Genomic DNA, 24,542 nt, shown 5'->3' with positions numbered 1-24,542 from the left:
TAGCACTTCGAGCGCCCATTTTCGCACGTCGAGTGCTTTCTGATGCGTCAGTCGATGCGGCGGTACCCACCCCCGTCAAGTTTCTCGACGAAACCGTACTTCGACGCCGCCTCGTCGAGGAGCTGAATCGCCGGACCAAGTTCCTTGTCGTCGAACGCGTCGACGACCGCGTTCGCCGCTTCCGCGACGTCCACCACTTCGTCGACCGGGAGCGCGTCGGCCGCGTGGCGCGCCGCTTGCCGCGGGGTCATCCTATCGCCATCGCCGTCGTCGCCATCGCCGCCGTCGTCGTCGTCGTCGCTGTCACCCCCGTTGGCGTCGTCACGTTCGTTCGCCACCTGTTCGTCGTTGGTGTCGTCACCGTCCCCACCGTTGGTGTTGGACGCCTCATCGGCGTCCTCGGTCTGGTCCTCCCCACCGTCAGCGACCGTCTCCTGCGAGTCGAGGCCGGTCTGGTCGGGACTCCGCGTCTTCACTTCGACTTCCGTGATGCCCGAGAGAACGGCCGTCATGCCCTCCGCAGTCTCGCGGAACTTGATGTTGCGCAGGCGGACGGTGTCGCCTTCTTCGACGCCGGCCTCGCCGAGCGGGTCCGTGCCCTCGCACTCGTACGGGACGATGTTCCCGGCGTCGTCTTTGATGTGGCCCTTGCCCTGCATCCACTCCGGCGGCTCCAGTATCTCGTCCACGCGAACGGTCGCGTTGCCGATGCCTTTCGACGGCGACGCCAGCACGGCGGCCGGTTCGCTGTCTTCGGCGTCGGCCGACTCGTCGGTCGCGGCGTCTTCTTCGTCGCCGGTCCATGCCGCCTTCGAGAAGTCTTCTAACTGCTCCGCGGCGCTCGCGACGTGGATGCCGCAGGCGTTCCCGATGCCCGCGGTGTACTGCGAGTGGGTCACCATGTAGCCGTCGCCCTGCTCGACCTGCTCTTTCATCCGGTCGCGGTAGTCCTTCGCCCGGTTCAGGAAGTCCTCGGAACTCAGGTCGTGGTCTTTGACGTACTTCGAGACCTCGTCGAACGACTGGTTGAGGTTCAAGCGGAGTTCCGCCGACGCCTTGTCCTCGTGAACGAACTTGAAGTGCGTCTCCTGTTCGAGGTAGCCCGCACGCGCCGCGCGCTGCGCGAGGCCGATGAACTGGTCAAGGTGCGACTCGCGACCGCCCGCACCGCCCATCTCCTCGGCGGCGTACAGGATAGCCTCGTCAACGTCGGTCCGCGTCGGCATATCCAGGTCCGAGAGTTCGCGACCGTCGTCAAGTTCCGCGAGCATCATCTTCGCGAAGCCGCGGAAGACGGTCATCCCGAAGTGGATAGTCTGGAGGCCCTGCCGCGGTAGGTCGTCAAGCTCGTTCATGCCGGCGCGCGCGATGACGCGGCGGACGTGCTCGCGCGATTCGCGCCACGTTTCGCGGAGATCGTCGAACGGCATCGACAGCGCGAACCGGTAGAACGCCAGCGCGTGTTGGGAGAGGTCGAGCCCTTCGAAGTGGTGCGTCTTCGCGTCGGGGTCTTCGGACTCGTCCCAGTCGAGACCGGCGAGTTCGGCGAACGCGCGGTTCATCTGGTTGCCCGCGCCTTTCACGTCGTCGCGGAAGGCGACCTGAATCGACCGGCGCTCCTCGGCGCTTCCCTGAATGGCCTGCTCGCCCGTGATGACGATAGGCGCTCGCAGGTGGTACTCCTCGGTCGACTTGTCGGCGTTCCCGCGAGTGTCGTACTCCCACTTCGTGTTGAGGCGAAGCAGGTTCTGGAACGCGTCGAGCCGGTAGTCGGCGATGTCGCCCGGCTTGTACTCGTCGAACCAGATGGGAACCGCGTTCGAGGACGCCATCGCGGCCATCAGCGTGAACGTCGTCGAGTCGACCTTCTTGCCCGACCCGTCCATGCCGAACATCTGCGTCAGCGTCTCGACTGTCGACGACTTCCCCGCGCCCGTCCCGCCGCGGATGTGCATGTGGTTGAACTGGCCTTCCTCGTCTTGGATGAACGGCCGGAGCGGCGCGGAGTAGAACCACCCGAGGACCGGAAGCAGGCGCTCGTGGTGTCGCGTCTTGTGGACCAGTTCGAGCATGTCCACGACCTCGGCGGGGTCGTACTCGGTGTGCTTGTCGGGCGACAGCGACCACGCGCGCTCGACGTCGATTTTTCGCTCTTGGTAGACGTGCGTCGGGTCGTCCGTCCACCCGTCGTGGCGCAGGACGCCGTTCGGCGTCACGAACTCGTCGCGGTGCAGGCCCATGTGGTGCGTGCCGTCGCGCTCGGGCGCTTCCTGCAGGCCCACCACCTTGCGCACTTCGTTGAGGTCCGACTGACTGCCGTCGAACGTCGTCGTCCGACCGAGGACGACCGTGTCGCGGAAGCGCCGCACGTCGTTGAACACGTCCATCGAACACGTCAGCTCGTACGCCGGCTCCGGCCCGCGCGGCCAGACGGTGAGCTGGACGAGAATTTCGTTACCGCGCTCGGCGCGCAGGAACGACCGCGCTTCGAGTTCGAAGTTCGTGACCTCCTCGTAGTACGTGTCGCCGTCCTGCGTCGTCTTCCAGTAGCCGTAGCCGCCGTCCGAGTAGTCTATCGCCGCGCCGGCGACGACCTTCTCGCCCGGTGGCTTGCTCCCCGGCGTTGCCGGCGGGGTCGTGTTCGTCGTTTCGTGGAGTTCGCCGCCGTCCGCGTCTTCGGCTTCGGTGTCGGCTTCGGTGTCGTCGGCGGCGTTCGAGTCGTTGGAGGCCGCCGTGTCGGCCGTCTCCGTGGTGTCGGACGCGTCCGAGGCGTCGGGTGCCTCCAGTTCCTCGTCGCCCCACAGGTCGGTCTCCGGCGGCCGCTCGCCGTCGTCGGTCATGTACTCGCGACCGTGGTCGAACCCCTCGTCTTCGAGTGCGGCGAGCGTACGGTTGTACGTCGTCGCTCCGGGGAACGCCTTGAACGAGCGCCCGTCGTCGCCCTGCTTGCGGACAAACGCGTCCTCGGGGAGCACGCCGAGCGCGACCGCCGCCTGCCGGACCGCCCAAAACGGCATCGTCTCGTACGCTTCCTCGCCGTCGCGTTTCTCGGACCCCGCTTCCGGTATCCACACCGGGATGCTGAACCCGAGGCCGCGCAGGTGGTCGACGCCCGTCGCCCAATCGGAGCCTTTGGCGATGTCGCCTTTCGTCCAGTTCTCCTCGGCGATGAGCGCCATCTCAACGGCCGTTCCGTGCTTGTTCCCGTCGCCGGTATCGACGAACGTTCCCTTTTCGAGGTCGATGTACGTCGCCGACCCGTTGGAGTTCCGCCCCCAAATCGGGATGAACGCACGCTTGCCGCTACTGGAATTGTCGGTTTTTCCCGACGCTTGGTCGGTCCACTGGTGAACGATGGTCCGCTCGGCGACTGACTCCGCGTCGAGCCGGTCGAGTGCGTCGTAGATGTCGCGAACGTCCGTCGTCAGCGCGAGTTCCGACGGGTCCGGGCGGTTCTCGCGAGCGCGTTCACGCGCCGCCTGCGCACGCTGTTCTTCCTCGCGCTCGTCTTCGACCCACGCCTTCAGCGCCGCCTTCCAGTCGTCGTACTCGGCGCTGTAGTCGGGCCACAGTTCCTCAACGAGCGATTTGATGCACGACGTGTACTCGGTCGCCGTGAGGTCCGCGGACCACGCGGCGGCCGCGTCGATGAGGTCCTCGTCGACGGCATCGAACGTCGTCAGGTCGTACGACGGGTCGTCGGTGTCGATGGGCGTCACGACCGCGTCGTGTTTCGAGTGGACCGACAGCGGGGCCTTGAACTTCCGGTTGTGGTTGTTCACCCAGTCCGGGTCGATGACCTCTGCCGCGCCGTCGACGCGCTCTTCGACGCGCTCTTGCGCGCCCGATAGCCAGTCGTTCGAGCGCGTGATGAACGCCTGCATGATGCGCTCGATGGCGTCATCGTCGCCGTGGAACGCCTCTGCGATGGGGAGCGTCGCCGCCGGCGCTCCCATGATGTAGAGGCCACCGACCGAGTCGAGTGCAAAGACGGCATCGTCGAATCCGTACAGCGTTTCGAACTCGTCGACGTACGCCGCGATAGTCTCCTCGACGACCGCCTGCGTCTCGCCGTCGAGGTCGCCGCGCTTCGGCTTCAGCTCGTCAACGAGGTCGATGTCGCCCCACGCCATGACGCCGCGGAGGTCCTTTTCGATGGGCGTCGGCTTCCGGCCGTCCCAGACGGTTTCGGAGTTCTCGCGGTCGTAGTAGCACGGGACTTCGCGAAGGCCGGTCGGGTCCTTGTAGCTCGTCAGCGCGTAGAGACAGCGGTCGACCCGGCCGGCGAGCGTGTCGAAATCGTTCGCGAACGTCGCCGCGTGGCCGATGCGGTCGAAGCCCTGTTCGAGCGAATCCAGGTCGTCGTTGTCGCGCTTGACGTACCAGCCGCCCGCGTCGTTCGACCCGAGCGTCGGGTAGCCGTCCTCGCCGGTCGCTTCCGCGAAGCCTTCCGAGGCGTCGATGCTCGCGAGCGCGTCGTACACGCGACGGACGCGCGAGTAGTGTTCGCGAACGTCCGTCGTCGTGAGCCCGAGGTCGACGTAGTCGTCGCTCACGACTCAGTCACCCCGACACCGCACTCGGTATCGTACTCAGCCTGCTGTGCCTTCCGCGTCGTTTGAGTATCCGTGTGGTTCACGTAGCTTCTGGCGACACCATCCGCCGCTTGCACGCGGTTTCAGGTGCCTGTGGTGGGGCAGGCTCCCCCCGAATGCACGAAATGTACATTGAGGGACGTTCGAGGTGCATTAATCGACTTCTAAAAGTGAATTCTGCGTCTTTACCCGGTTCATAACCCGGAATTTGGGCAAAGAGCGAAGTCAACATTTTAGTACCCCGACCACCAACACTCAGTTGACGAGCCACATTCAGGCGTGGGCGCGTCTCGTCGCGACGTGCAATCGCGGCGAACACGAACTGACCCAACAGTTCGTGAAAGCGAGGCTGGTGACCTGCTTGAGTTCTCTCAAGACCCGTTCGAACCGCTTCAAACGGTTCGGCTGTAACACAGGTCCCGGCTATTCGTTTCCTCATACCTTCAACGCTCCTTAGTCCTCGGTCTCCACAGTCCGACCGCCATCTGCACTTATCAGCGGACGCACTCGTTCGTACTTAGCAATTTCGTCAACGAGACCTCTGCTTTCAGCCGCGTTCAAAAGCAAAGCCTCGTACGAGTAGCTTTTGGAGACCAGTCTGGCCTGTTCGATCTGCTCGTCGTCCAGTACCGAGAGCAGGCCGAGAAGGAACATCGACTGGCTCACGTCACCGCGCATGCTATTGAACAAGTCTCTCTCGGGAGACTTCATGTATAGCGTCGCGGGTTCTGCCTCTGCCATATAGGTAATGCTATAGCAAGATAACTTATAACTTCGCATTGGACTGTCAGTCCGAATATAATATGCTATACACTAACAAACACAGTATGTGATTAAACCAACGGCCTTAATGGTAGACCCACACCACTTCCACCCCGTATGAGTCATCAGGTTAGGGTCGCTTTCGATGAAGACACATTTGAACGAATGGAAGAGGGCGCTCCAGCCGCCCTCCAAGACCCCGAGGTAGTTCGGCACTACGTCTCACTCGGGTTGGTCCTCAGCGATGTGATGCAGTCGAGCATCCACGAGTCCATCGCCGGGGGCGTACAGCCAGCTCAGGCTGACGACCTCGACGACGAACAGTAACAGAGAGCCAACGGTCCCCGTTGAACTGGCGACCACCGACCACTTTTTCTCGAACCCACCGCCGATAGCGCGAGCGTCGCATTCCCAGCCCTAACATTTGGCCCATTTGGTGACAGTATAATAACGTCCAACAAAAAGAACCAATTGAGATGGCAAGCAAGTGCTTCATTTGCGCTGAAAGCAATCCGAACGTGTTAGAACAACACCGCGTAGTCCCACAGAGGTACGGAGGGACCGACACCGAAGACAATCTGGAAACCCTGTGTGCAAATTGTCATTCTGCTGTTGAGAAACTCTACAACGACGACGTCTTCTCTCAAATCGCAGATGCGGACCCATCACCGAAACCGACGACTGCTCTAGACCAAATCATCGTCGCGTACTGTAACGCAATCAATTCAGGCGAAATTGTTGAAAACGAAGGATACGCCATCGTCCACAGAGGAAAACCAAACGCTGAGCTACGGTTCAATCTGAATGTCTCCTATGAACAAGTTCGAGAGTTCGCCATGTCCACGGAATCTGAAATCGGTCTTCCACGGACTCTCACCGAGGCTCGTGGTGTGTTCAAAACCGCGTACAAAACTGGCACCGACTACGTAGTTAGCTTCAGCACCTACACCCCGGAGCTGAATCAGTCGGTCGGCGTTCACATCCAGCGAGCTTCTGAGGAGATCGACGACTTCGAACTCTCCGATTCGGCGTAGCTGGCAATCTTTTCCGATTCTTTTCCTCGTGCCCCCAAATTTTGGTACCAAGGCCGATTTCTTTGGGGGCAAGTAATCGCAAGACGTAGTGGACCCTTTGGACCATTTGGACGATTTGGTAGCAAAAATCTAGAGGGGTATGTGTGCGGACGCCCGCCTGCACATGCCCGCCCCCGCTCGCACCCGCTCGGGTCTACAGCCCTTGCTCCAGAATTTTGCTACCAAATCGTCCAAATGGTCCAAGAACCCCCTGCCGTCTGGCGATTTGCGAACCCCCAAATGAAACGGCTTGGTACCAAAATTTGGGGGCACGGTCGAAAAGCCGGCAGTATTTGCTAACCGCGTCGCTCTGCGATTACTCATCGAGCGGAGATACTGTCTGAGAAGAAAGCTACGTTACTCGGTGGCGAGCCACACGGTCAGTTGGTCGAAGTCTTTTCGTCTGATCCGTTCGGCCGCTTCGAGTCGCTCGAGGCGAGTGCGAGCTGTCCGGAAGGTGCACCCGACCTCGTCGGCGACCTCGCGCGTGCTGGCAGGCGCGTACATTTCGACGGCGGTGAGGAACTCGTCGTCTTCGTAACTACGGTTCGAGCGGGTGGTGGAGGTTGTGTTGGAGTAGTCATTGTGTCCTTGACCGTCACTCATGGTTTCGATAAAGCGAACCGCTAAGATAAATCCCGGCTAATTTTTGAGGACAGCGAATGACGTTCAGAGTACGGTAATGACTGTCTGAAAGTCAGTTTTTGCGGAACACTTATGGTAAACTACAACGCTATTGTAATTTGACGCGGCCCGGCTCGGAAGTCCCACGCCTGAATGGCTCCCACCGCGGGCCGCGTCGAGAGAAACTATGAACAATGGTTCGTCACCGTCCGGCGTTGGGTCGTCGGACAAATGGACTGCACAAATCGTCGGCGGCAAGCCGATGTACTTCCACGCGAACGGCGGCGCGACGCGTGAACGGCCGGACGAGAGGGACAACGAGTGAGCGCAGAGATGCCGAACTCGAACCGCGACCGCTCGGCCACTGAACTGAGTTCCGGGACGGTCGTTCCGAACGCAACGCACGTACGCGAGTGCGCGAGCGTCCGCGATTTCGTGTCCGTATGGCGGTCACAGCCGGCACCGGCGCGCCGGCTCTGGGAAGTCATCTCAGCCGGTGGCGCGGTCGGTATCGAGCTATCGAATCGGAAGGCGCGCGACCTCGGCACGTCTACGGGGGTAATCTGCCGAATCGCGGCCACGACCGGTAGCGGGACCGACGACGGCGCGTACCTGCTTCGCGATGGCGCGTGCGCTCGCGAGGTCGAGCGCATGATTCGAAACCGCAACAAGCTCGTCGACCACCGAGCAGAGGCCCGGTTCTGCCAGACCGACGCCGACGTCGACGCGCTCAGCGACCAAATCCAGGCGGTCAACGCTCACATCTCGACGCGCGACGTGCTCGACACGTCGTTCGACGAGGAGTGGGTCCCGCGGTCGTGCGTCACGAGGGTCGTCGTTTCGGCGTCGCTCACCGGCGGACGTCGCGACCACAGTAGCCGCCAGACGTCACTGGAGGGCATCTGATGGCCTCCGCGTCCACGCCTCTGAATCGCTTCACGACCACTACGACCACCAACACCTGCGAGAAACACCAATGACGGTACACGACACGACATCGACTAAGCACTTCGAACCGACCGGTCCGGCCATCACCTGCTACGGGTGCGGGTCGCGATACGCGTTCCTCGGTTCGGGGCACCACGGCGGCCAGTGTCCTGACTGTGGGTCGCGGGCCGTCTCGCCCGCCGGTGACCTGCAGTTCGCCAAGAGCGAAGACGTCACCGACGAGAGTAAGGCCGACACCGGCGACCGCGTCATCCACGTGGTCGCGACCGACGAGACCGACCGGCACTTCGACTGGTGGGTCGTCACCGGGGGCGAGGAGGCGATGGTCGTCCGTGTCCTCGTCGACGACGAACCGGTGCCGCTCCTCGAAGCGACCGGGTCGCAGGTGCTCCCACTACAGACGCTGGCGGTGTGGATTGAATCGCATCTCGAGGGCGCGACGCTTCGCGCCTACCGCGCGGGGGTGGGCCATGGTGCGTGACGCGATGGAGCGCATCACGTTCCGCCTTCCCGAGGAGATGCTCGACAAACTCGACGACGTCGTTGAGGAGAGCGACGAGTTCGACAACCGGAGTCAGGCGGTCCGCGAGGCGGTCGAGACGTTCGTCGACGACCAGGACTGGCAGGCGACCGACGAGGAGATCGCCGAGAAGTTCGGGTCCTCGAACGACGATTCGGAGATGCTGGCCGACGGGGGGACCGCCGTCGCGTCGGTCTTCAACTCGCGGATGGTCCAGTGCGAGGACTACCCGCACGACTGTTCGTTCATGGCGGCCAAGTCGACGACGAACTTCGGCGTCCGTCGGTGGACCTCGTTCGACCGGCTCCTCGGGACCAACCGCTGTCCGGAGTGTGGCGGGGAGGTCGTTCATGTCGATGTCTAACGCGGGCGTGCAGACGAGTCTGGCCGCGAGCGCGTGGTCATCCGGCCGGGCTCGGTCGGTCGACCGCGAGTACACGCGAGTCGTGACCGAACACCGTCAGTCGGTCGAGACAGTCCGCTGTCCCATCTGCGAGAAGCATCGCGACGACTGGTCCGAGCAGAAGACGTCGGCGCACTACCGCCGCGAGGACCACACGTGGGCGGCGCTCGAAGCGGCCATGAAGCGCCGGAGGGGCGAGCGATGACGGACGCAACCCCAACGTTTCCACTCGACAGCGCCGGCGAGGTCAGCCTGCCAGTCGTGGAGGTCCTGACCGGCCGCGGGTTCATCACGGGGAAGTCGGGGTCGGGCAAGTCGAACACGGCGTCGGTCGTCGTGGAAGAACTGCTCGCCGGCGACTACCCGGTACTCATCGTGGATACCGATGGTGAATACTGGGGTCTGAAGGAAGAGTTCGAAGTGCTCCACGTCGGCGCGGACAGCGAGTGCGACCTGCAGGTCGGCCCCGAGCACGCGGAGAAAATCGCGTCGCTCGCGCTCGAACAGAACATCCCCATCATCCTCGACGTCTCGGGCTACCTCGACGAGTCAGAGGCGAACGCGCTCGTTCGCGAGGTCGCGTCGAACTTGTTCGCGATGGAGAAGAAGCTGAAGCGACCGTTCCTGATGCTGGTTGAGGAAGTCCACGAGTACATCCCGGAGAAGGGTGGCCTCGGCGACGTGGGGAAGATGCTCATCAAAATCGGGAAGCGGGGCCGGAAGCACGGCCTCGGTCTCGTCGGCATCTCTCAGCGCCCCGCTGACGTCAAGAAGGACTTCATCACCCAGTGCGACTGGCTGGTCTGGCATCGGCTCACGTGGGACAACGACACCAAAGTCGTCCGGCGCGTCGTCGGGTCCGACGCCGCCGATGCGGTTGAGGACCTCGCCGACGGTGAGGCGTTCGTTCAAGCCGACTTCCTCGGCGAGGACCTCCAACGCGTCCAGATTCGCCGGAAGCGGACGTACGACGCTGGCGCGACGCCGGACCTCGGTGACTTCGAGCGACCGGAACTCAAAGCGGTCTCGGCGGACCTCGTCGACGAACTCGAAGCAATCTCCGAGCGCGAGGCGAAGCGCCGCGACCGCGTCGCACAACTCGAAGACCAGCTCGAAGCGCGGGAGTCGACCATCGACGACCTCCGCGACGAACTCCAGCAAGCGCGGGACATGAGCGACATGGCAGACCAGTTCTCGCAGGCGCTGTTGGCCGCCGCGGGTGACGGCGACAGCGGGACGGTCGCCATCGAGGAGAAGGTCGAAGAAATCCGCGAGGAGAAGAACCGCCGCATCGCCGAGTTGGAGCAGGAGGCCGAGCGCCTTCGCGAGGACCTCCGCGAGACGCGGTCGGCGAAGGCGGACCTCGAAGCGCGCGTGGCGGACCTCGAAGAGTACGAGCGCGCGGTCGAGAACATGGACGAACTTCGCGAGGCGGTCGGGCGGATGAACGACGCGCTCGGCATCGACACCGGCGACGCCGACGCCAAGCTTCGCGAGCGCCTCGAAGACCGCAACGAGCGCGTCGCCGACCTGGAATCGGAAGTCGAGCGCCTTCGCGAGCAGTCGGCGGGCGTCACGGTCCCGGACGACGACCGCGCCCTGCTCGAAGACCCGGACGTGCGCGCCGCCATCGACGCCGCCATCGAGGCTTCGAACACGTCGAAGCGATACGTCACGGGCGTCGTCGCGGCCATCGTCGACGCCGGGGAACCGCTCGACTACGAGACTATCGCGGAGTACCTCGGCGTCTCGACGACCGGGCACGTGAGCAAGGCGTCGTCGTCGCTCCAAGCCCACGGCATCGTCACGAAGGTCTCGAAGCGACCGGCGGTCATCGACCTCAACAGGTCGGGCATCGCCGACATCAAAGCGCGCAACCAGCGCCGGGAGCGCGCGCAGAAGCTCATGGAGGAGTTTTGAACGTCCCCCATCCCGCGAGTACGGCCCGCTCGGGTGTTCGAGCGGCGGACTCGTCGGACCCGTCGGCACGCAGTCATTTAAATGGGATGACGAACCACAGTTTCAGTAACGACCACCGGACGCGCCCACGCCTGACCGTGTCCGTCCGGGGTCGACAAGGCACAACTATGCCACAGCAACAACCCCAACAGAAAGCGGAACGAGAATGCAACCAGAACGGAACGACAATCGACCTCGGTGGCTGGACGAAAGCGACAGTCCCAGTCAGAGACTACGCAGGCAAGGCGAAAGCGCTCGCAGAAGTGCCGTCGACGGGCGTCGTCCTGCACGTCGAACCTGATGCCATCCGTGCTCGGGTGGCGAACCCCGCGAACACGGTCGTCGTGGAGACGACGTTCGACACCGTCGAGTACGGTGGGCTGACGACAGAACCCGCGTTCGCCGTCGACCCAACGGACTTGCCACTGACGGCCATGATGTCTGACCAGACCGGGGACGTCACTCTCCGATTCGACGACGGCGAGACAGAGGCTAAGCGCATCGGCGGCAACCTCATGGGCTACATCGCGCTCGAAGACCCACAGTTCTCCCAGACGTGGGCCGACGTCCCCGACATCGACGAGTGGGACGGTCGGGCCGAACTCGCGGCGGCAGACTTCAAGAGCGCGGTCGGTGCGGTCCTCGGCGGATCGGTCGGAAAGGTCCGCCTGACCATCGGCGACGAAGCGCTCATCCCGAAGTCCGAGGACCACGGTGCCGGATGGGTCCACGACTGGCCGGTTCAAGCACACACCCGAGGTGAGCGCGTGAGCGGCACCTACGACGAAGACACGCTCGCGGGCGTGGTCTCGTGCATCTCACCCGACGCACAGGTGACCATCGACATGGTGTCGTCTCACAGTTCGATTCTGCGCATCCAGAGCGACGGCGGCCTGACGTTCTGGGTCGCCGGGCAGTTCAACGAGGAGGCAGACGAATGAGCGTCGACAACCCGTTCCCGATTCGGGGGACCATCACGCTCAAAGAGAACGGCCGCATCGCGAGTCTCGACAGCGTCACCGAGTGGGTCACCGAAACCGACCACGGCGACCTCCTCCAGCAGGCGACTGACCGCGCGAGGCGGCTCTACGGCAACGGCGTCGAAGTCGAAGTCGAGTTCTACGACGACGGCCACGGCTTCGCACAGGGCTTCGAAATCGGCGAACCGCTCGGCACGCCCGACGCGTACGACGAGTACGAAGCGAAGCTGGACGCGGTGCGTGAGGGCCTGCTGGAAGCCTACGCGGCGGGCTACGCGAAGGCGCTCAGAGACCACGACGTAGAGACCTCGGTGGACGCCAACGCCGAGACGCTGAAGGAAATCGGCCACATCACGGAGAGCAACTACTACTACTGGGAGAGCCGGACGCTCCCGCTCGACGGCTGGCTTCGCGACCACTTCGGCGTCGACGACGGGGAGGGGAGCGACGAATGAGCGACCCGAAGCAACTCGCGACCGACAACCGCGAGCTGACGCGCATCCGTCGCGAGAGCCGCGCGGATGCGACTATCGAGATACCGTTCAACGAGCGCACGACGGTCGTGTGCCCCGAGTGCGGGGAGTCGTCGACGGTCAAGATTCTGACACCGGACCCGGAGACGTACTCGCCGTCGTTCGGCCCGTGCAACAACTGGGACTGCGACGCGTTCCTGAAACTCTCGTGGGATGGGACGCGGCCGGCGCGGGAGCCATCGCCGGAGAACGCGGGGACGCAGACCGGACTCTCGCAGTTCGCAGGAGGCCGGTCGGCATGAGCGACGACAACAGCGCGGTTGCGGCCGCGAAGTCGATGCTGGCCGGCTACGGCGACCTGACGGTCGAAGAAAAGCACGGAGCGATTCAACACGCGATTGCGGAACTGGAGAACGCCCGGCGGGCGCTTCCGGAGGACTACTGAGATGCAAGAGACGAACCACGACGACGACATCGAAGTTGAACAGCCCGAGTTCTCGGAACTCGTGAAGAACTCAACGATGCGCGATGCACACGACTCTCGCGACTCTGCGCTCCAATACGTTGGCTTCGACCTCGCCGACTGCGACTACTCTGAAAAGGAGCAAGAACAGCTCCTCGGCGAGGTGCTGGAAAAAATCGAGTCGGTCGCCGACTCGGCGTTCTACGACGGCGTGAACGTTGCCGCGTCACGTGGATGCGACGCCGCGGCGAAGTACGTCATCAACGAGATAACCAAGGAACTCGGTGATAGCGCGGTTGAGCAGAGGTTTGAGGAGCGACTGCGGCAGAAGGAGGGCGTCATCTCGATGGAGTTCGACAGCGCGCTATCGGCGGCCCGGTACAAGGCAGACCAATCGCTGACGGCAGAGGTACTCAACTTCACGGGGGTCTACTGATGCAACGCGCAACCACGAAAACGTACCAGCACGTGCTGTACCACCCGGAGACTGACTCGTCGGTGCAAGTCTCGGAGTCGCACCAAGACCCGACCGAGGCGACGACGACCGCGGCCGCCCGCATCGGCGTCGCGGTATCCGAGGTCGTCCACGTCGCGACCGTCGAGCGGCCGGAGTACGACGAGAACGAGGTCATCGACGACACGGACTACAAGGTCGTCTTCTACGACGCCGAGACCGAACAGAGCGTCGTCGTCGGCACGTCGTCGGCGCACCGCGGTATCGACCGACTGAAGAAAGACGCCGCCGACCGCATCGGCGTCCCGGCCGAGCGCATGGTCCGCGTCGCGACGGTCGAACTCCCGGTGGTGCTCTGAGATGCAGACGCTCAACGACACCTACACCGTCGTTCGCGACGGCGAGCGACTGGAGGTCTACAACGTCGTGAACATCGACCAACCGGCGGTCGTTCGCGGCTACAACCCTGTCGTCGAGACGTTCGACGCCCGCATCGGCGCGGGCGACAGTCGGACGAAACCCGAAGCGGTCACTAAGGCAGTCGCATACGAGCTGGAGGACGAGTTCTACATCGACGTGGCCGACCACGACATCGAGGTCGTGGACATCGAGAGCGACGACGTGGAGGTCATCTGACGATGGCTTCGAACACCGAATCCGGCATCGAGAGCGAAGTCGTCGAGTGCCGCTACTGCGGTGAAGAAGTCGACTACCTCGAAGAAGGTCACTTCAAATACCCCAGCGACAAGTTCGCACACCCGCAGTGCGTCGCCGACGACTGTTTCGGGAAACGAGAGCCTGTCGCGACCACCGAGGGCGTGTTCCGCCTTGAGCGCGTTACCATCAAGAAGTTCGTCGGACAGGGGCAGAAAGAGAGCCTCGTCGACTCGTACTGGCAGGCCGACTGCCCGGTCTGCTACCAGACCCACGAGTCGGAAGAGTCGGGCGAAGACGCACGGATGGAACTCTTCGGCGGCGTGCTCGACTGTTGCGGTGCCGAGTGGATGCCTCCGGCCGGATGGGTCGAGGACTGCGACATCTGCGGCGATGACCACCGTGGCGAGTTCAACTGCACGCCACTCTCGTGGCGGAAGCCGTTCCCCGGTATCGACAACGACTACGTCTGCGCGGAGTGTGACACCGAGAACCACGGGTCGGACCTCGATGGCCCCAACGGAGCGTGCCCGGAGTGTGGGTCTGAGGCGCTCAAGGAGGCGAGCGCGTGATGGGTTCGAAGACGAGCACAATCGAGAAACAGGACGACGTCATGGCGATATACTTCGGTTGCACTCACGTCCACACGGACCCGAATAGCGACGGAGAACACCCGGACGTGTGCCCCGTGTGTGGTGGTGAGCGATGAACGCCGAACCGGGGGAGGAACACGAACTCACGCTCACCAGTATCGACCGCGACGAGCGGTTAGCACTCTTGCAGGCCATCGTCGAGTCGGGCCACGACCTCGGGACGAAGACCGACATGACGGTCAGTCGCCTGACCGACGAGAGGTTCGGCGACCTGCTCGACGCGGTCGAAGTGGTGCGCGGTGAGTTTTCGGACTCGGGCGCGTACGACAGCGCGAAGGCCGCCGATTCGCTCTACGACAAGCTCGAAAAGGCCGCTATCGAGGACGCGACAAGCGACTGGGAGTACGAGGCCGGCGACATCGTTCGGGAGGCCGAGGAGCCACACGCGGCCGGTGGCGTCCCGCTCGGAAAGTCGGAGTACCGCATCAAGTACCGGCTTTGCGAGGAGGACGACGGCAGTCGAAAATACTACGTCGAAACGGAAGAGGACGGAACGCATCTCTACAGCGCGGGCGTGCTGGAACTCAGATTCGAGGCCATCCCGGCCGCCGAGTCGCGGGTGTGGTCCGAATGACGCTCTACGAGGAGGGCGACCGACTCGTCGAAGAGTCGTGGGACGAGGAGCAGATGGGCGTCCGAGTTGAGCGTTGCGTCCGCAAACACCCAAACGGTGACATGAAGCGCATCCGGGTGTTTCGAAAAGAGAACGTCCGCTTCGCGACGCTCGACGGTGACGGCGAGGCGGTTTCCGAGCGCCACCGTGAGCTGACGAACCTCTCGCCGAAGGCGGCAACTGAGGTCCTGTTTGGGCTGGCGGAGGCGTTCGGGTACCGACTGGAGGAGAAGCGATGACCCTCTACGAGTGCCCGCGATGCGGCACCCAGACGGCGACGAACGACACGTGCGTGGGGGCGTTCGAACTCCCACCGACGCTCTACTGCGTCCACGACGACACCAAGGAAGCCGTCAAGATGGACGTGCTGAGCAAGGCCGACGTCCGCGAGGAAGTGATGGTCGATGCCTGAGTTCGTCGACGACCGCTCTGACGCGGTTCTCTCCGACGACGGGACGTACCGCTACCGGCTCTCGCGGACGTGGGACGCCGACAAGCCGACGGTCGCGTTCGTGATGCTCAACCCATCGACGGCCGACGCGACCGACGACGACCCGACGATTCGACGCTGTCTCGGCTTCGCGAAGGAGTGGGGCTTCGGGTCGCTCACCGTCGCGAACCTGTTCGCGCTCCGAAGCACGGACCCGGACGCGCTGGCCGGCCACGCCGACCCGGTCGGGCCGGAGAACGACGCGCACCTGCAGGACGTGTGCGACAGCGCCGAGCGGGTTGTCGTCGCGTGGGGGGCCAAGGGATCGCTTCGCGACCGCGCCGCGTTGGTCGCCGACCTGCTCGACGACCGCGACCTCTACGCGCTCGACACGACCAAGGCCGGCCACCCGGCCCACCCGCTCTACCAACCAGCAGATGCCGAGCTGACGAACTGGGACGGTGGTCAACTGTGACCGACGATGAATCCGCATCCGCAATTGAGCACAAGAGCGGTTCCGAAGTGGTGTCGTTGCGTGAGCGCCGGAAAGCGCGCTACCGACATCTGGCACAGATTAACTCTAGAGTTGATTCGGCGCTGTCTGCCGCACACGTTGCGACGATTTACCAGCCGCTCGCAGATTCTCCGGGGGCTGTTCGAGTTAGTCCTGCAACATGGTGGGATTACTTCTGGGCTGAAATGGGGAAATCTCTGCCCGTTGACGTTTATCTCAATGGTGTCGAAGCGCCAACGGGCCAGCAATCACTCACTTCGTTTTCGGAGGTGTGTTAAATTGGAGGCACGACCCAATCGCGCCTGTACGAACTGCGGGAAGTCCGTCGAAGAACTCCCCTACGAGTTCTGGTTGTTCCACACCTGCCGGTCGTGCTCTTCGGAACGCGCACCGGACCGGTGGGGCGACGGGCGAAGTGTCGGCGTCGGAACGTACAGGAAGTGGCGGTACTTCCCGCGGTGGCACATGGGGGTGGCGACCGATGTCTGAGGACAAGACGTGGTTCGTCGGCCCCGCGACATGCCCGTGGTGGAAGTTCAAGGTCGGGCGCACCATCTTCCGACTTCGGATGCGTCACCAGAGACTTCGGCACGTCCCAGGATTCGACGACTACCTGACCTCGTGGGCGCTCGGCATGGTCCTCGGTTCGCGCGAAATCGAACGTATTGGGGGTGAGGGCGAGTGACGCTCGCCAATATGTTCACCGCAGGGTTCGTCCTAATCGCGACCGTGGTTATAATCCGGCTCGCAATCGCCGGCGGGGGGTCGCTGTGACCGCGTGGCGATGCCCGGAGTGTCGGGCGCGGTCGCCGCGCCAACCGGGCGAGACAACCCGCCCGTTCTGCTCGGCGTGCGACTTCCGGTTCGGCGTTCTCATCGAGATGCAGTCGCGGGGTGTCGACGCGTGACCATCCTCGACTACGCCAAGCCGGTCGCGTGGCGGTTCTACAGCTACGGGACCGACGGCGGTGGCGACCCGCTGTTCTCGTTTTGGGCGGTCCTCGACGAGGACACGCAGGTCTGCATCTACGACCGTAACGGGGGCCACGGGATGTGGCTCTCGACAGACAACGAGGATGGCGACCACGCAGGCGAGACACCAAGCGACGAGTTCGAGGAGGTCCTCTACGACGTGCTCGGGACCGGCGGGTCGGTCGCGGCCGAACGCCTCGAACCGCTCCCGGCGTACGAACGCTACTTCTTCCGGGTCATCCACGGGACCGTCGAGCAGACGGGGAGCGCGCCGGCGGAACTCGAAGCGTACCTGTCGCACGTCGCGGGCGAGGATGTGATGGTCGAATGACATCGCAAGACAACGACTCGCCGTTCGCGTTCTTCGACGAGGACGGCGGGTGGGTGACGATGACGACCCTCAAAAACGAGATGGGGCCGTTCGAGACGAGCGCTCGCGAGACGGTTGAGTCGCTGGAGGCGGCTGGTATCGTCAACGTCCGTCGCGGCGACGACGGGCGGCCGGTGACGGTGCAACTGAGCGCCTTCGCCGACGACCTCGTGAACGCCGAGTCGGACGCCGAGGCGCTCGAAGTCTACCGGGCGCACGACAAAGAGCCGCCCGACAACCTCCGGGAGTGAGGCCCGGAGCCCGATTTCGCGGACATTGACATAGGCTCCCACCGTGTCTTCGCTCGGGGCTACGGTTTAAGTACGAAGACGTGACCTCGAAGTAGTAGACGACGCCCGTGCTGGTGCGCTGGAGGGTTCGATTCCTTCCGACGGGCTTCCCGACGACGGACGCGCCCACGCCTGAACGTGATTCGTCCGCCGTCGGCTTTGGAGAAAGCAGATGGCAACCAACCAACCGACGGTGGCACCGCCTATCGCCACCACGACCAGCAAGCACAGCCACCCAACTGACGACGTGACGCTCGACGCCGGCGACATCGAAAGCGTTCGCTTCCTCGCAGACGACGACGTCCTTCGGACGGTCTTCGCGAGCGCCGTCAAACAGGGTCCGACCGACGACCTGGAAGACGACCTCGTGACTCGGCTGACCGAACTCGGCTACGAGACCGAACAGATCGTCGCGATGGACGCGCGGATGATGCTCGTCGCCGGGGCGGGCTACATGGTCCGGGCCGTCGAGTCGCACTACGACCGTCTCGAACGCATCGAGAGCGCCATCGCGGTCTACGAGGACCTCCGCGACGAGCGCCGCGAGGAGCGCGACCAACTGTTCGACGAACAGTACGACCTGCGGAAGCTGACGGGGGTGAAGCCGCGTGTCGACAACTGAGCCGACGACGCGGACCGAGGAGATGGCGGCAAACGGCGGCTACACCGGCCTCGTGCCCGACGAGCGCGCCCGCGAGACGCTTCGTGGGAACGCAGACACCGAAGCCGTCGCGGCGCTCCGCGAGCACATGGCTGAAGGGACGCGCCCGACCGCAGAGGTCGTCGAGCAGGTCGTCAGCGAGATGGACGTCGTCGCGCGGCGAGTCCACGGCGCTCGCATCACCGACCACCGGTTCGAAGACGGCGTGTGGCACTTCCGGGAGTTCAACGGCTACGTCGAGAAGGGCGGGCGCTACCGCCCAGAGACGGACGCCGAGCGCGAGCGCTGTCTCGAGACGATACACCGCGAAATCGCGGGTGCGGTCATCCTCGACGGCGACGCGTGGGAGGACGACATCAAGGTGGTCTACCACGCGATACACAGTGTCGACCCGCGGGCACAGGAGGGCCAGCGATGACGAACGCTCGCGACGGGCCGTCGACGGCCCCGGCCGGCGAGTGGTACAACAGCTACCAGACGCGGGCGATGCAGGACCACGACGCCGGTGCTGTCCGCGGCATCTGGATGACCGGCTTCGGCCATTGGACCGACCGCGACGAGAAGTGGCTGACCGAAGCTCTCGCGCCGCGCTACGGCGCTCGCGGGCGGGTGGCCGTCCACAACGGTCGGGTGCTCGGCTACACGGTCTACGAGTTCGCGACCGGGGCGGCGGCAGACACCTACGCGCACGACTACTACGGCGGCGCTGACGACGACGTGGTCGGCATCATCGACATGGTGGCGACGCGCCACGGGTGCGAGTCCGCAGGCATCGCGGGAAGCCTCGTCGACGACGCGCTCCACGACTTCGAGGAGGCCGACGCGGACGCGGTGGTCGCAGTCTCATGGCGGCGCGAATCGACCTACGACAGCGCCCCGCTGTTCGAGTCGCGTGGGTTCGAGGCCGTCGCGACGCTCGACGGCATCTACCGCGAGTTCCGGAGTCCGTGCCCCGAGTGCGGGACCGGCAAGTGCGAGTGTCAGGCGACCATGTTCGTCCGCGGCGGTGACGCCGATGAGTGAGGACCCGTTGCTCGAAACCGACATGATGTCGGAAGCCGAGGTCCGCGCCGAACTCGAAGAGTGTGTGGCGGCGCTTCTCAGAACAGACGATATCGAGACGCGGCTTCAGCTCGCGGGCAACGTCGGCGCGCTGGCGGAGGTGCTCGGTATCGAGGGCTCAGTTGCGGTTGAGCACATGCACGAGAAAGGGCGGGTGTTCGACGATGAGTGAGGCGGCCGACGTCCTCACGCGCGTCGAACAGCGGCTTCGCGACGACCTCCAACTGTCGGCCGCCGACGTCGACGGCGTTCGCGAGGTCCTCGACGAGGAAGTCGCGGGCCTGCTGCACGACCGCGAGGAGTGGGCGTGCGACACCTGCGGCGAGAACATGCAGACGGCGACGCGCTACCCGGTCGGTGACGAGCCCGTATCGGAGTGCAACGAGTGCATCTTCGGCGACCCGCCAGACGGCAAGGGTGAGCGCGCGACGCTGGAGGACTACGAGAGCGCTGGAGACGACCGCGCGGTCTACGAACCCGGCGACGGTCGGCGTCTCGCGGTCCGCGTTGACGACGAGTGGCTACCGGAGCTGATGCTGTACGCTGGTGACCTGCCGGTCTTCATCGGCGACGACGGCACGGAAGTCGACGTTCGAGACGACGGGACGGCGCTCTACGAGACACCCGACGGCGCGGCCGAAGAACTGGAGCCGGACCGCGACGCAGACGGCGTCAGGACGTACACGCCGTTGTCGGTCTACCCCGCTGACACCATCGAGGTTCACGACCTCGGGGAGTCCGAGACATGAGCGACGCCGAGTGCGACTACTGCGGGTCGTCGGACCTCGCGTACACGCTCGACAGCGACCGGGGGCCGCTCACGCGGTGCATCCCGTGTCTCGCCATCGAGCAGGGCCAACAGGCGCTCGACAAGCCGTTCGACGCGTTCGTTGACCTGTCGCCGGGCATCTTCCACGACAGCGAGGAGGAGGTCCGAGAGAGCCGCGCGGCGGACTACAACCGCGCTCGCGGCTGGTTCACCGTGTTGGCCCGGATTCAGCAGGACGAACCGCTTCTGAAGCGCGACCCCGACGCGATTGGGACCGTCGACGACAGCATTCGGACGTTCCTGACGAACATCATGGGGTCGGACGCGCACTACCGGCCGTCGGAAGTCGCCGGCAACCCCGTAAGCGCCGGGCAAGCGACGTTCGAAGACCTCGGAGGGTCGGATGGCGAGTGAGCCAACGCCGCGGGAACACGAACTCCCGAACGGCGACCTTGCGGTTTCGAGCCACTGGGTTCACGGGATTCGGGGCGTCGCGACGGTGCCGGCATCGAAGCGGCCGCTGTACCAGCTCCTCATGGACCTCCTCACGGACGTTCGCGTCCCGGACCTCATGCCTGCCCGGCTGGCAATCGACTGTCGCGACATCGTTGAAGCCCGTGAACTGGTCGGGGACATCGACAGAGGAAGCGTGACGGTCGACGGCGTCAGCTACGGGATGGGCTACTGCCAGTCGGTCGCCGAGGCCATCGACGACTACCGCGACCGAGACCCACTCACGCTGGTCGCGGTCGGATGCTCCGGGTCGAAGCACAAGAACGACGGCCTACTCCCGGCGAAGGACCGCTACCGCGGCGGCTACTGGACGAACAAGCGACAGTACGCCGAGACCATCGGCGACGACTGGGGTGTCATCTCGGCCGAGTACGCCCTACTCGAACCGACCGAGGGCATCCCGGACTACGAGCGGGTGCCGTCGGACCACCGCGGCGTGCCGGTCGACCACGACGGACGCCTGCCGTCGGGCGACGCCGTGCGGACCAAACTCGACCTGTGGGCCTACGAGGTTCACAACCACCTTTCGGAGTGGCTTGACGCGGCCGCGAACGGCGTCGACCCGCGCGATGTCGAACTGCAGGTCCTGCTCGGCAAGAAGTACGAACAGCCGCTCCGCGAACGTGGCGTCTTCGACGCGCTCCGCGTTCGCGGGTCGCTCGACGTGTCATTCCCGTTCCGCGAGGTTGAGGGACTGACGGGCATCGGGAAGCAACGCGGGTGGATGGTGTCGGAGGTCGACGCCGCGACGGCGCTCGCGACCGACGGGGGCGAGTCCCGATGAGCGCTGACAGCACCCGCGGCGCGCCCTGTGCGAACTGTGGCGACTACGCGCCGTTCAACGTCGGCCGGGCCGGCCCGCGGTCGGGGAAGATGCTGTGCGACGACTGCGCCGACGATTCGGTCGCGTACATCGTCGACTGTCTCGACTGCGAGTGGTCCTACACCTGCGAGGAGCCACGCTACAACTGGTATCACGCGAAGATTCGCGTCCAACAAGAGGGTAACACCCACGAGACGGAACAGCGCGTCTTCGAGAACGAATCTCACGAAACGGTTTGGAGGAACGAATGAGCACACACGAACACGCGGACGACCCGGTGACGGCAGTTGACCTGTTTTGCGGCGCTGGCGGTCTCTCGACCGGCCTCGCGCTCGCCTGCGAAGAACTCGACCGCGATGTCGAACTCACGGCGGTCAACCACTGGTCGACGGCCATCGAATCGCACAAACAGAACCACCCGTGGGCGACCCACCTGAACGCGAAGGTCGAAGAACTCCACCCGCCGGATGTCGCACCCGGCGACGGCCCGGTCGACCTGCTCATCGCCGCGCCCGAGTGTACGCACTTCAGCATCGCTCGGGGCGGGAAGCCCGTCAACGAGCAGTCACGGGCGAGTCCGTGGCACGTCGTCGACTGGCTCGAAAAGCTCGACGTGCAGAACTTCCTCGTCGAGAACGTGCCGGAGTTCTGCTTCCCAGAGGACTCGATGGTGTTGACAGAGGATGGTCCCGTTCCAATCCAAGATGTTGAGGTTGGAACACGCGTTCTCACCCACAAAGGCCGCTGGAAAGAGGTCATCGGAACTACTCAACGCGAAGACAAGACGGTCACCATCTCTGGCCGATCAAACCGCCTTGTGGAATGTACCCCAGACCATCACTTCTATGCGCGTGAAATTGAAGCAGACTGCTGGGGAGGAAAGAGTGGTCGGCATGTGCAAGCATTCAGCGAACCTGAATGGGTACCTGCCAGCGAGTTAGTGCCGGAGCATGAAACCACCTATCAGGAGAGGTACAACGGGTACTTCTGGGCCACACCGCAGTCGTTTGGGTCCGGACAGTTGGAAATTCCCAGTAAACCAGACAGAATCAAAAAGGCCGACGAATCGTTCTGGCGAATGGTCGGACTTTGGCTTGGTGACGGTTGGTTCCACAAACGAAACCGCCCGGACCCACCACATGGCCTCCGTATCGCCGGTAAAAACACAGTGCTCCAAGACCAACTTGAAGAGGTCGAATACCTCAGTTGGAATAAACAAACACGAAAACAGACTGGAACCTACGTCTACGAGACCACGGCCAAGGATTTGGCTCATTGGCTCAAAGAACACTTTGGCGAATACGCAGGCGGGAAAACAATCCCAGCGTGGGTGTTTGGATTGCCTGAGTCATACCGAAGGGCACTCGTAGAGGGTTATCAACAGGCGGACGGTTCGGTCGACTCCCACGGCCGCGTGAGCGCAACAAGCGTCTCGAAGCAACTCGCTCTGGGAATCAAACATGTCTTAGAGTCGCTGGGAGTCGCCGCAAGTCTCCCATCGCCACAAGAGAAAGAAAATGAAAATCATCAAACGACATATACTGTCGGCTGGGACTGGACACTCTCGGTTGAAGAGAACAATTCGACCTTTGCTGAGGACGGACAGCGCTGGACGCGTGTTGTCAAAACTGAGCCCGCCAAGGAATCTACAACTGTCTACGACTTGACTGTGGAAGATGACCACAGTTTTGTCGTTGACGGAGTCGTAGCCCACAACAGTAGTTGGGGCCCGGTCGACGACGAGGGGTCACCGAGTCGAAACGGCGACATCTTCGAGGCGTGGGTCAACACGCTCCACGCGCTCGGCTACTCGGTGGACTGGCGAGTGCTCAACGCCGCGGACTACGGCGACGCGACCTCGCGCCGACGGCTGTTCGTCGTCGGTCGGAAGGGCAAGCGCGCGGAGTTCCCCGAGCCGACCCACTCGGAGGCCGGCGTCGACGGGACCGACGAGTGGCGGCCGGCATCGGAGGTCATCGACTGGTCCGACCGCGGCGAGTCCATCTGGGAGCGCTCGCGGCCGCTCGTGAACAACACGATGCAACGCATCGCCGAAGGCATCCGCCGCCACTGCGACGACGACCTCGCACCCTTCGCGGACGTTATCGACGACCTCGGGAAGCCGGAGGTCAACGCGATGCAAGCGGACATCGTCGACGCCGACGACGTGCCCGAAGTCGCCGAACAGCGATGCGAACCGTTCCTCGTCAAATACTACGGGACGTCGACGGCGAAGTCGGTCGATGAACCGATGGACACCATCACGGCGAACGGCGGCAAGTACGCGCTCTGCACGCCGTACGTCCTCGGTCAGCACGGCGGGTCGGTCGCCCGCGACGTGGACGAGCGTCCGCTTCCGACCATCGCGACGCGCGGTGCTATCGGCCTCTACCAGCCCGAGGCGTTCGTCCTGCCGCGGAACATGGTTCACGGCGGCCTCCACTCCAACGGGACCTACACACCCGACGAGCGCCCGCTACACACGGTCACGGCCAACAACCACGACGGCCATGTCGTGACGCCGTACCTCATCGAATACTACGGCAACGGTCGCGCGCAGTCGCTCGACGACCCGCTTCCGACCGTGACGACGAAAGCGCGCTTCGCGCTGGTCGTGCCGGAACTCTACCCGCTCGGTCTCGACATCCGCTTCCGGATGCTCCAGCCGCGCGAACTCGCCGCGGCGATGGGCTTCCCCGAGGAGTACGAGCTGGTCGGCAACAAGACGCAGGTCACGAAACAAATCGGGAACGCGGTGCCGGTCAACCTCGCGAAGAACCTCGTCAACCAACTCCTGACGGGCGACGCGCCGTCGCTCCACACGTTCGCGAACGAACAGGGGGTCGAAGCCGATGACTGACAAGCCGACTGCTGAGGACATGGATGGTCCGGATGCGTACCCCTCGGGCGAACTGTTAGTGGGTCAAAACGGCCTTGCCGCCCGGTGCCCGTACTGTGACACGG

The 24,542-nt window shown here is 63.9% G+C and carries 35 protein-coding genes; 32 read left to right on the top strand and 3 right to left on the bottom strand.

Going from position 1 to position 24,542, the window contains the following annotated elements; all coding sequences use genetic code 11:
- Nucleotides 1-47: 47 nt before the first annotated feature.
- Nucleotides 48-4,556, bottom strand: coding sequence for a hypothetical protein (locus IEV64_RS19260; RefSeq protein ID WP_188425034.1), 4,509 nt, complete (start codon nt 4,554-4,556; stop codon nt 48-50).
- Nucleotides 4,557-5,048: 492 nt separating this feature from the next.
- Nucleotides 5,049-5,336, bottom strand: a complete 288-nt coding sequence (locus IEV64_RS19255) for a hypothetical protein (RefSeq protein WP_049920434.1) — start codon at nt 5,334-5,336, stop codon at nt 5,049-5,051.
- Nucleotides 5,337-5,474: 138 nt separating this feature from the next.
- Between IEV64_RS19255 and IEV64_RS19250 the strand changes: the two genes are divergently transcribed.
- Together IEV64_RS19250 and IEV64_RS19245 are read left to right on the top strand one after the other, a co-directional pair.
- Entirely contained in the window at nt 5,475-5,684 is a 210-nt protein-coding gene (locus tag IEV64_RS19250) for a hypothetical protein (protein WP_007273995.1), read from the top strand.
- A gap of 149 nt (nt 5,685-5,833) precedes the next feature.
- Nucleotides 5,834-6,391 carry an HNH endonuclease gene (locus tag IEV64_RS19245; RefSeq protein WP_083874888.1) on the top strand — a complete coding sequence of 186 codons (558 nt, stop codon included), beginning with the start codon at nt 5,834-5,836 and terminating at the stop codon, nt 6,389-6,391.
- A 396-nt stretch (nt 6,392-6,787) separates the two neighbouring features.
- Here the strand turns inward: IEV64_RS19245 and IEV64_RS19240 are convergent, their stop codons facing one another.
- Nucleotides 6,788-7,036, bottom strand: a complete 249-nt coding sequence (locus IEV64_RS19240) for a FaeA/PapI family transcriptional regulator (protein ID WP_007273996.1) — start codon at nt 7,034-7,036, stop codon at nt 6,788-6,790.
- 453 nt (nt 7,037-7,489) lie between these two features.
- On the opposite strand from IEV64_RS19240, the gene IEV64_RS19235 reads away from it, so the two are divergent.
- The 30 genes from IEV64_RS19235 to IEV64_RS20015 all read left to right on the top strand — a co-directional run bounded on the left by IEV64_RS19235 (nt 7,490) and on the right by IEV64_RS20015 (nt 24,438).
- Nucleotides 7,490-7,960 carry a hypothetical protein gene (locus IEV64_RS19235; protein ID WP_152420699.1) on the top strand — a complete coding sequence of 157 codons (471 nt, stop codon included), beginning with the start codon at nt 7,490-7,492 and terminating at the stop codon, nt 7,958-7,960.
- Between the two features lie 70 nt (nt 7,961-8,030).
- Nucleotides 8,031-8,483 carry a hypothetical protein gene (locus IEV64_RS19230; RefSeq protein ID WP_007273998.1) on the top strand — a complete coding sequence of 151 codons (453 nt, stop codon included), beginning with the start codon at nt 8,031-8,033 and terminating at the stop codon, nt 8,481-8,483.
- Entirely contained in the window at nt 8,473-8,886 is a 414-nt protein-coding gene (locus tag IEV64_RS19225) for a CopG family ribbon-helix-helix protein (RefSeq protein ID WP_049920435.1), read from the top strand. Before IEV64_RS19230 ends, IEV64_RS19225 begins: the two co-directional genes overlap by 11 nt.
- Nucleotides 8,873-9,130 (top strand): hypothetical protein, encoded by a 258-nt coding sequence (locus IEV64_RS19220; RefSeq protein WP_152420700.1) that lies wholly within the window; start codon nt 8,873-8,875, stop codon nt 9,128-9,130. The genes IEV64_RS19225 and IEV64_RS19220 overlap by 14 nt, the downstream gene beginning before the upstream one ends.
- Complete coding sequence (locus IEV64_RS19215; protein ID WP_007274001.1) at nt 9,127-10,845, top strand: ATP-binding protein; 1,719 nt, start codon at nt 9,127-9,129, stop codon at nt 10,843-10,845. The genes IEV64_RS19220 and IEV64_RS19215 overlap by 4 nt, the downstream gene beginning before the upstream one ends.
- A 167-nt stretch (nt 10,846-11,012) precedes the next feature.
- Nucleotides 11,013-11,825 (top strand): beta clamp domain-containing protein, encoded by an 813-nt coding sequence (locus IEV64_RS19210; protein ID WP_152420701.1) that lies wholly within the window; start codon nt 11,013-11,015, stop codon nt 11,823-11,825.
- Nucleotides 11,822-12,319: a hypothetical protein gene (locus IEV64_RS19205; protein WP_007274003.1), complete on the top strand. Its 498-nt coding sequence runs from the start codon at nt 11,822-11,824 to the stop codon at nt 12,317-12,319. Before IEV64_RS19210 ends, IEV64_RS19205 begins: the two co-directional genes overlap by 4 nt.
- On the top strand, nt 12,316-12,639 hold the full coding sequence (locus IEV64_RS19200) for a hypothetical protein (protein ID WP_007274004.1): 324 nt from the start codon (nt 12,316-12,318) through the stop codon (nt 12,637-12,639). The genes IEV64_RS19205 and IEV64_RS19200 overlap by 4 nt, the downstream gene beginning before the upstream one ends.
- Entirely contained in the window at nt 12,636-12,782 is a 147-nt protein-coding gene (locus IEV64_RS19195) for a hypothetical protein (RefSeq protein WP_161618814.1), read from the top strand. The genes IEV64_RS19200 and IEV64_RS19195 overlap by 4 nt, the downstream gene beginning before the upstream one ends.
- Before the next feature lies 1 nt (nt 12,783).
- On the top strand, nt 12,784-13,236 hold the full coding sequence (locus IEV64_RS19190; protein ID WP_007274005.1) for a hypothetical protein: 453 nt from the start codon (nt 12,784-12,786) through the stop codon (nt 13,234-13,236).
- Entirely contained in the window at nt 13,236-13,613 is a 378-nt protein-coding gene (locus tag IEV64_RS19185; protein WP_007274006.1) for a hypothetical protein, read from the top strand. The genes IEV64_RS19190 and IEV64_RS19185 overlap by 1 nt, the downstream gene beginning before the upstream one ends.
- A 1-nt stretch (nt 13,614) precedes the next feature.
- The gene (locus tag IEV64_RS19180) at nt 13,615-13,890 is read left to right on the top strand and encodes a hypothetical protein (RefSeq protein ID WP_007274007.1); all 276 of its coding nucleotides are present in this window, start codon (nt 13,615-13,617) and stop codon (nt 13,888-13,890) included.
- A gap of 2 nt (nt 13,891-13,892) precedes the next feature.
- Nucleotides 13,893-14,480, top strand: coding sequence for a hypothetical protein (locus tag IEV64_RS19175; protein ID WP_007274008.1), 588 nt, complete (start codon nt 13,893-13,895; stop codon nt 14,478-14,480).
- Nucleotides 14,481-14,613: 133 nt separating this feature from the next.
- Entirely contained in the window at nt 14,614-15,135 is a 522-nt protein-coding gene (locus tag IEV64_RS19170) for a hypothetical protein (protein WP_007274009.1), read from the top strand.
- Nucleotides 15,132-15,413 (top strand): hypothetical protein, encoded by a 282-nt coding sequence (locus IEV64_RS19165; RefSeq protein ID WP_007274010.1) that lies wholly within the window; start codon nt 15,132-15,134, stop codon nt 15,411-15,413. Before IEV64_RS19170 ends, IEV64_RS19165 begins: the two co-directional genes overlap by 4 nt.
- Nucleotides 15,410-15,586, top strand: coding sequence for a hypothetical protein (locus IEV64_RS19160; RefSeq protein ID WP_161618815.1), 177 nt, complete (start codon nt 15,410-15,412; stop codon nt 15,584-15,586). Before IEV64_RS19165 ends, IEV64_RS19160 begins: the two co-directional genes overlap by 4 nt.
- On the top strand, nt 15,579-16,079 hold the full coding sequence (locus IEV64_RS19155) for a DUF1643 domain-containing protein (RefSeq protein WP_007274011.1): 501 nt from the start codon (nt 15,579-15,581) through the stop codon (nt 16,077-16,079). Before IEV64_RS19160 ends, IEV64_RS19155 begins: the two co-directional genes overlap by 8 nt.
- Nucleotides 16,076-16,396 (top strand): hypothetical protein, encoded by a 321-nt coding sequence (locus IEV64_RS19150; RefSeq protein WP_152420702.1) that lies wholly within the window; start codon nt 16,076-16,078, stop codon nt 16,394-16,396. Before IEV64_RS19155 ends, IEV64_RS19150 begins: the two co-directional genes overlap by 4 nt.
- Nucleotides 16,397-16,599: 203 nt before the next feature.
- A complete protein-coding gene (locus IEV64_RS19145; RefSeq protein ID WP_007274012.1) occupies nt 16,600-16,803 on the top strand; it encodes a hypothetical protein in 204 nt (67 codons plus the stop codon).
- A gap of 219 nt (nt 16,804-17,022) precedes the next feature.
- Nucleotides 17,023-17,421 carry a hypothetical protein gene (locus IEV64_RS19140; protein ID WP_007274013.1) on the top strand — a complete coding sequence of 133 codons (399 nt, stop codon included), beginning with the start codon at nt 17,023-17,025 and terminating at the stop codon, nt 17,419-17,421.
- Nucleotides 17,418-17,711 (top strand): hypothetical protein, encoded by a 294-nt coding sequence (locus IEV64_RS19135; protein WP_007274014.1) that lies wholly within the window; start codon nt 17,418-17,420, stop codon nt 17,709-17,711. The genes IEV64_RS19140 and IEV64_RS19135 overlap by 4 nt, the downstream gene beginning before the upstream one ends.
- A 211-nt stretch (nt 17,712-17,922) precedes the next feature.
- On the top strand, nt 17,923-18,372 hold the full coding sequence (locus IEV64_RS19130; protein ID WP_152420703.1) for a hypothetical protein: 450 nt from the start codon (nt 17,923-17,925) through the stop codon (nt 18,370-18,372).
- The gene (locus IEV64_RS19125; protein ID WP_152420704.1) at nt 18,359-18,829 is read left to right on the top strand and encodes a hypothetical protein; all 471 of its coding nucleotides are present in this window, start codon (nt 18,359-18,361) and stop codon (nt 18,827-18,829) included. Before IEV64_RS19130 ends, IEV64_RS19125 begins: the two co-directional genes overlap by 14 nt.
- Nucleotides 18,826-19,434 (top strand): hypothetical protein, encoded by a 609-nt coding sequence (locus IEV64_RS19120; protein WP_007274017.1) that lies wholly within the window; start codon nt 18,826-18,828, stop codon nt 19,432-19,434. Before IEV64_RS19125 ends, IEV64_RS19120 begins: the two co-directional genes overlap by 4 nt.
- Nucleotides 19,427-19,645 carry a hypothetical protein gene (locus IEV64_RS19115; protein ID WP_007274018.1) on the top strand — a complete coding sequence of 73 codons (219 nt, stop codon included), beginning with the start codon at nt 19,427-19,429 and terminating at the stop codon, nt 19,643-19,645. The genes IEV64_RS19120 and IEV64_RS19115 overlap by 8 nt, the downstream gene beginning before the upstream one ends.
- Nucleotides 19,638-20,222, top strand: a complete 585-nt coding sequence (locus IEV64_RS19110; RefSeq protein WP_007274019.1) for a hypothetical protein — start codon at nt 19,638-19,640, stop codon at nt 20,220-20,222. The genes IEV64_RS19115 and IEV64_RS19110 overlap by 8 nt, the downstream gene beginning before the upstream one ends.
- Complete coding sequence (locus tag IEV64_RS19105) at nt 20,219-20,656, top strand: hypothetical protein (RefSeq protein WP_007274020.1); 438 nt, start codon at nt 20,219-20,221, stop codon at nt 20,654-20,656. Before IEV64_RS19110 ends, IEV64_RS19105 begins: the two co-directional genes overlap by 4 nt.
- Nucleotides 20,646-21,539, top strand: a complete 894-nt coding sequence (locus IEV64_RS19100; RefSeq protein ID WP_007274021.1) for a DUF6884 domain-containing protein — start codon at nt 20,646-20,648, stop codon at nt 21,537-21,539. Before IEV64_RS19105 ends, IEV64_RS19100 begins: the two co-directional genes overlap by 11 nt.
- The gene (locus IEV64_RS19095) at nt 21,536-21,829 is read left to right on the top strand and encodes a hypothetical protein (protein WP_007274022.1); all 294 of its coding nucleotides are present in this window, start codon (nt 21,536-21,538) and stop codon (nt 21,827-21,829) included. The genes IEV64_RS19100 and IEV64_RS19095 overlap by 4 nt, the downstream gene beginning before the upstream one ends.
- A complete protein-coding gene (locus IEV64_RS20015) occupies nt 21,826-24,438 on the top strand; it encodes a DNA cytosine methyltransferase (protein WP_188425032.1) in 2,613 nt (870 codons plus the stop codon). Before IEV64_RS19095 ends, IEV64_RS20015 begins: the two co-directional genes overlap by 4 nt.
- Nucleotides 24,439-24,542: the final 104 nt, after the last annotated feature.

It is taken from the genome of Haloferax sulfurifontis, from assembly GCF_014635105.1.
GTDB classification, from domain to species: domain Archaea; phylum Halobacteriota; class Halobacteria; order Halobacteriales; family Haloferacaceae; genus Haloferax; species Haloferax denitrificans.
Note: the sequence above shows the minus strand (reverse complement) of the source record. Positions and strands in the feature narration are given on the sequence as shown.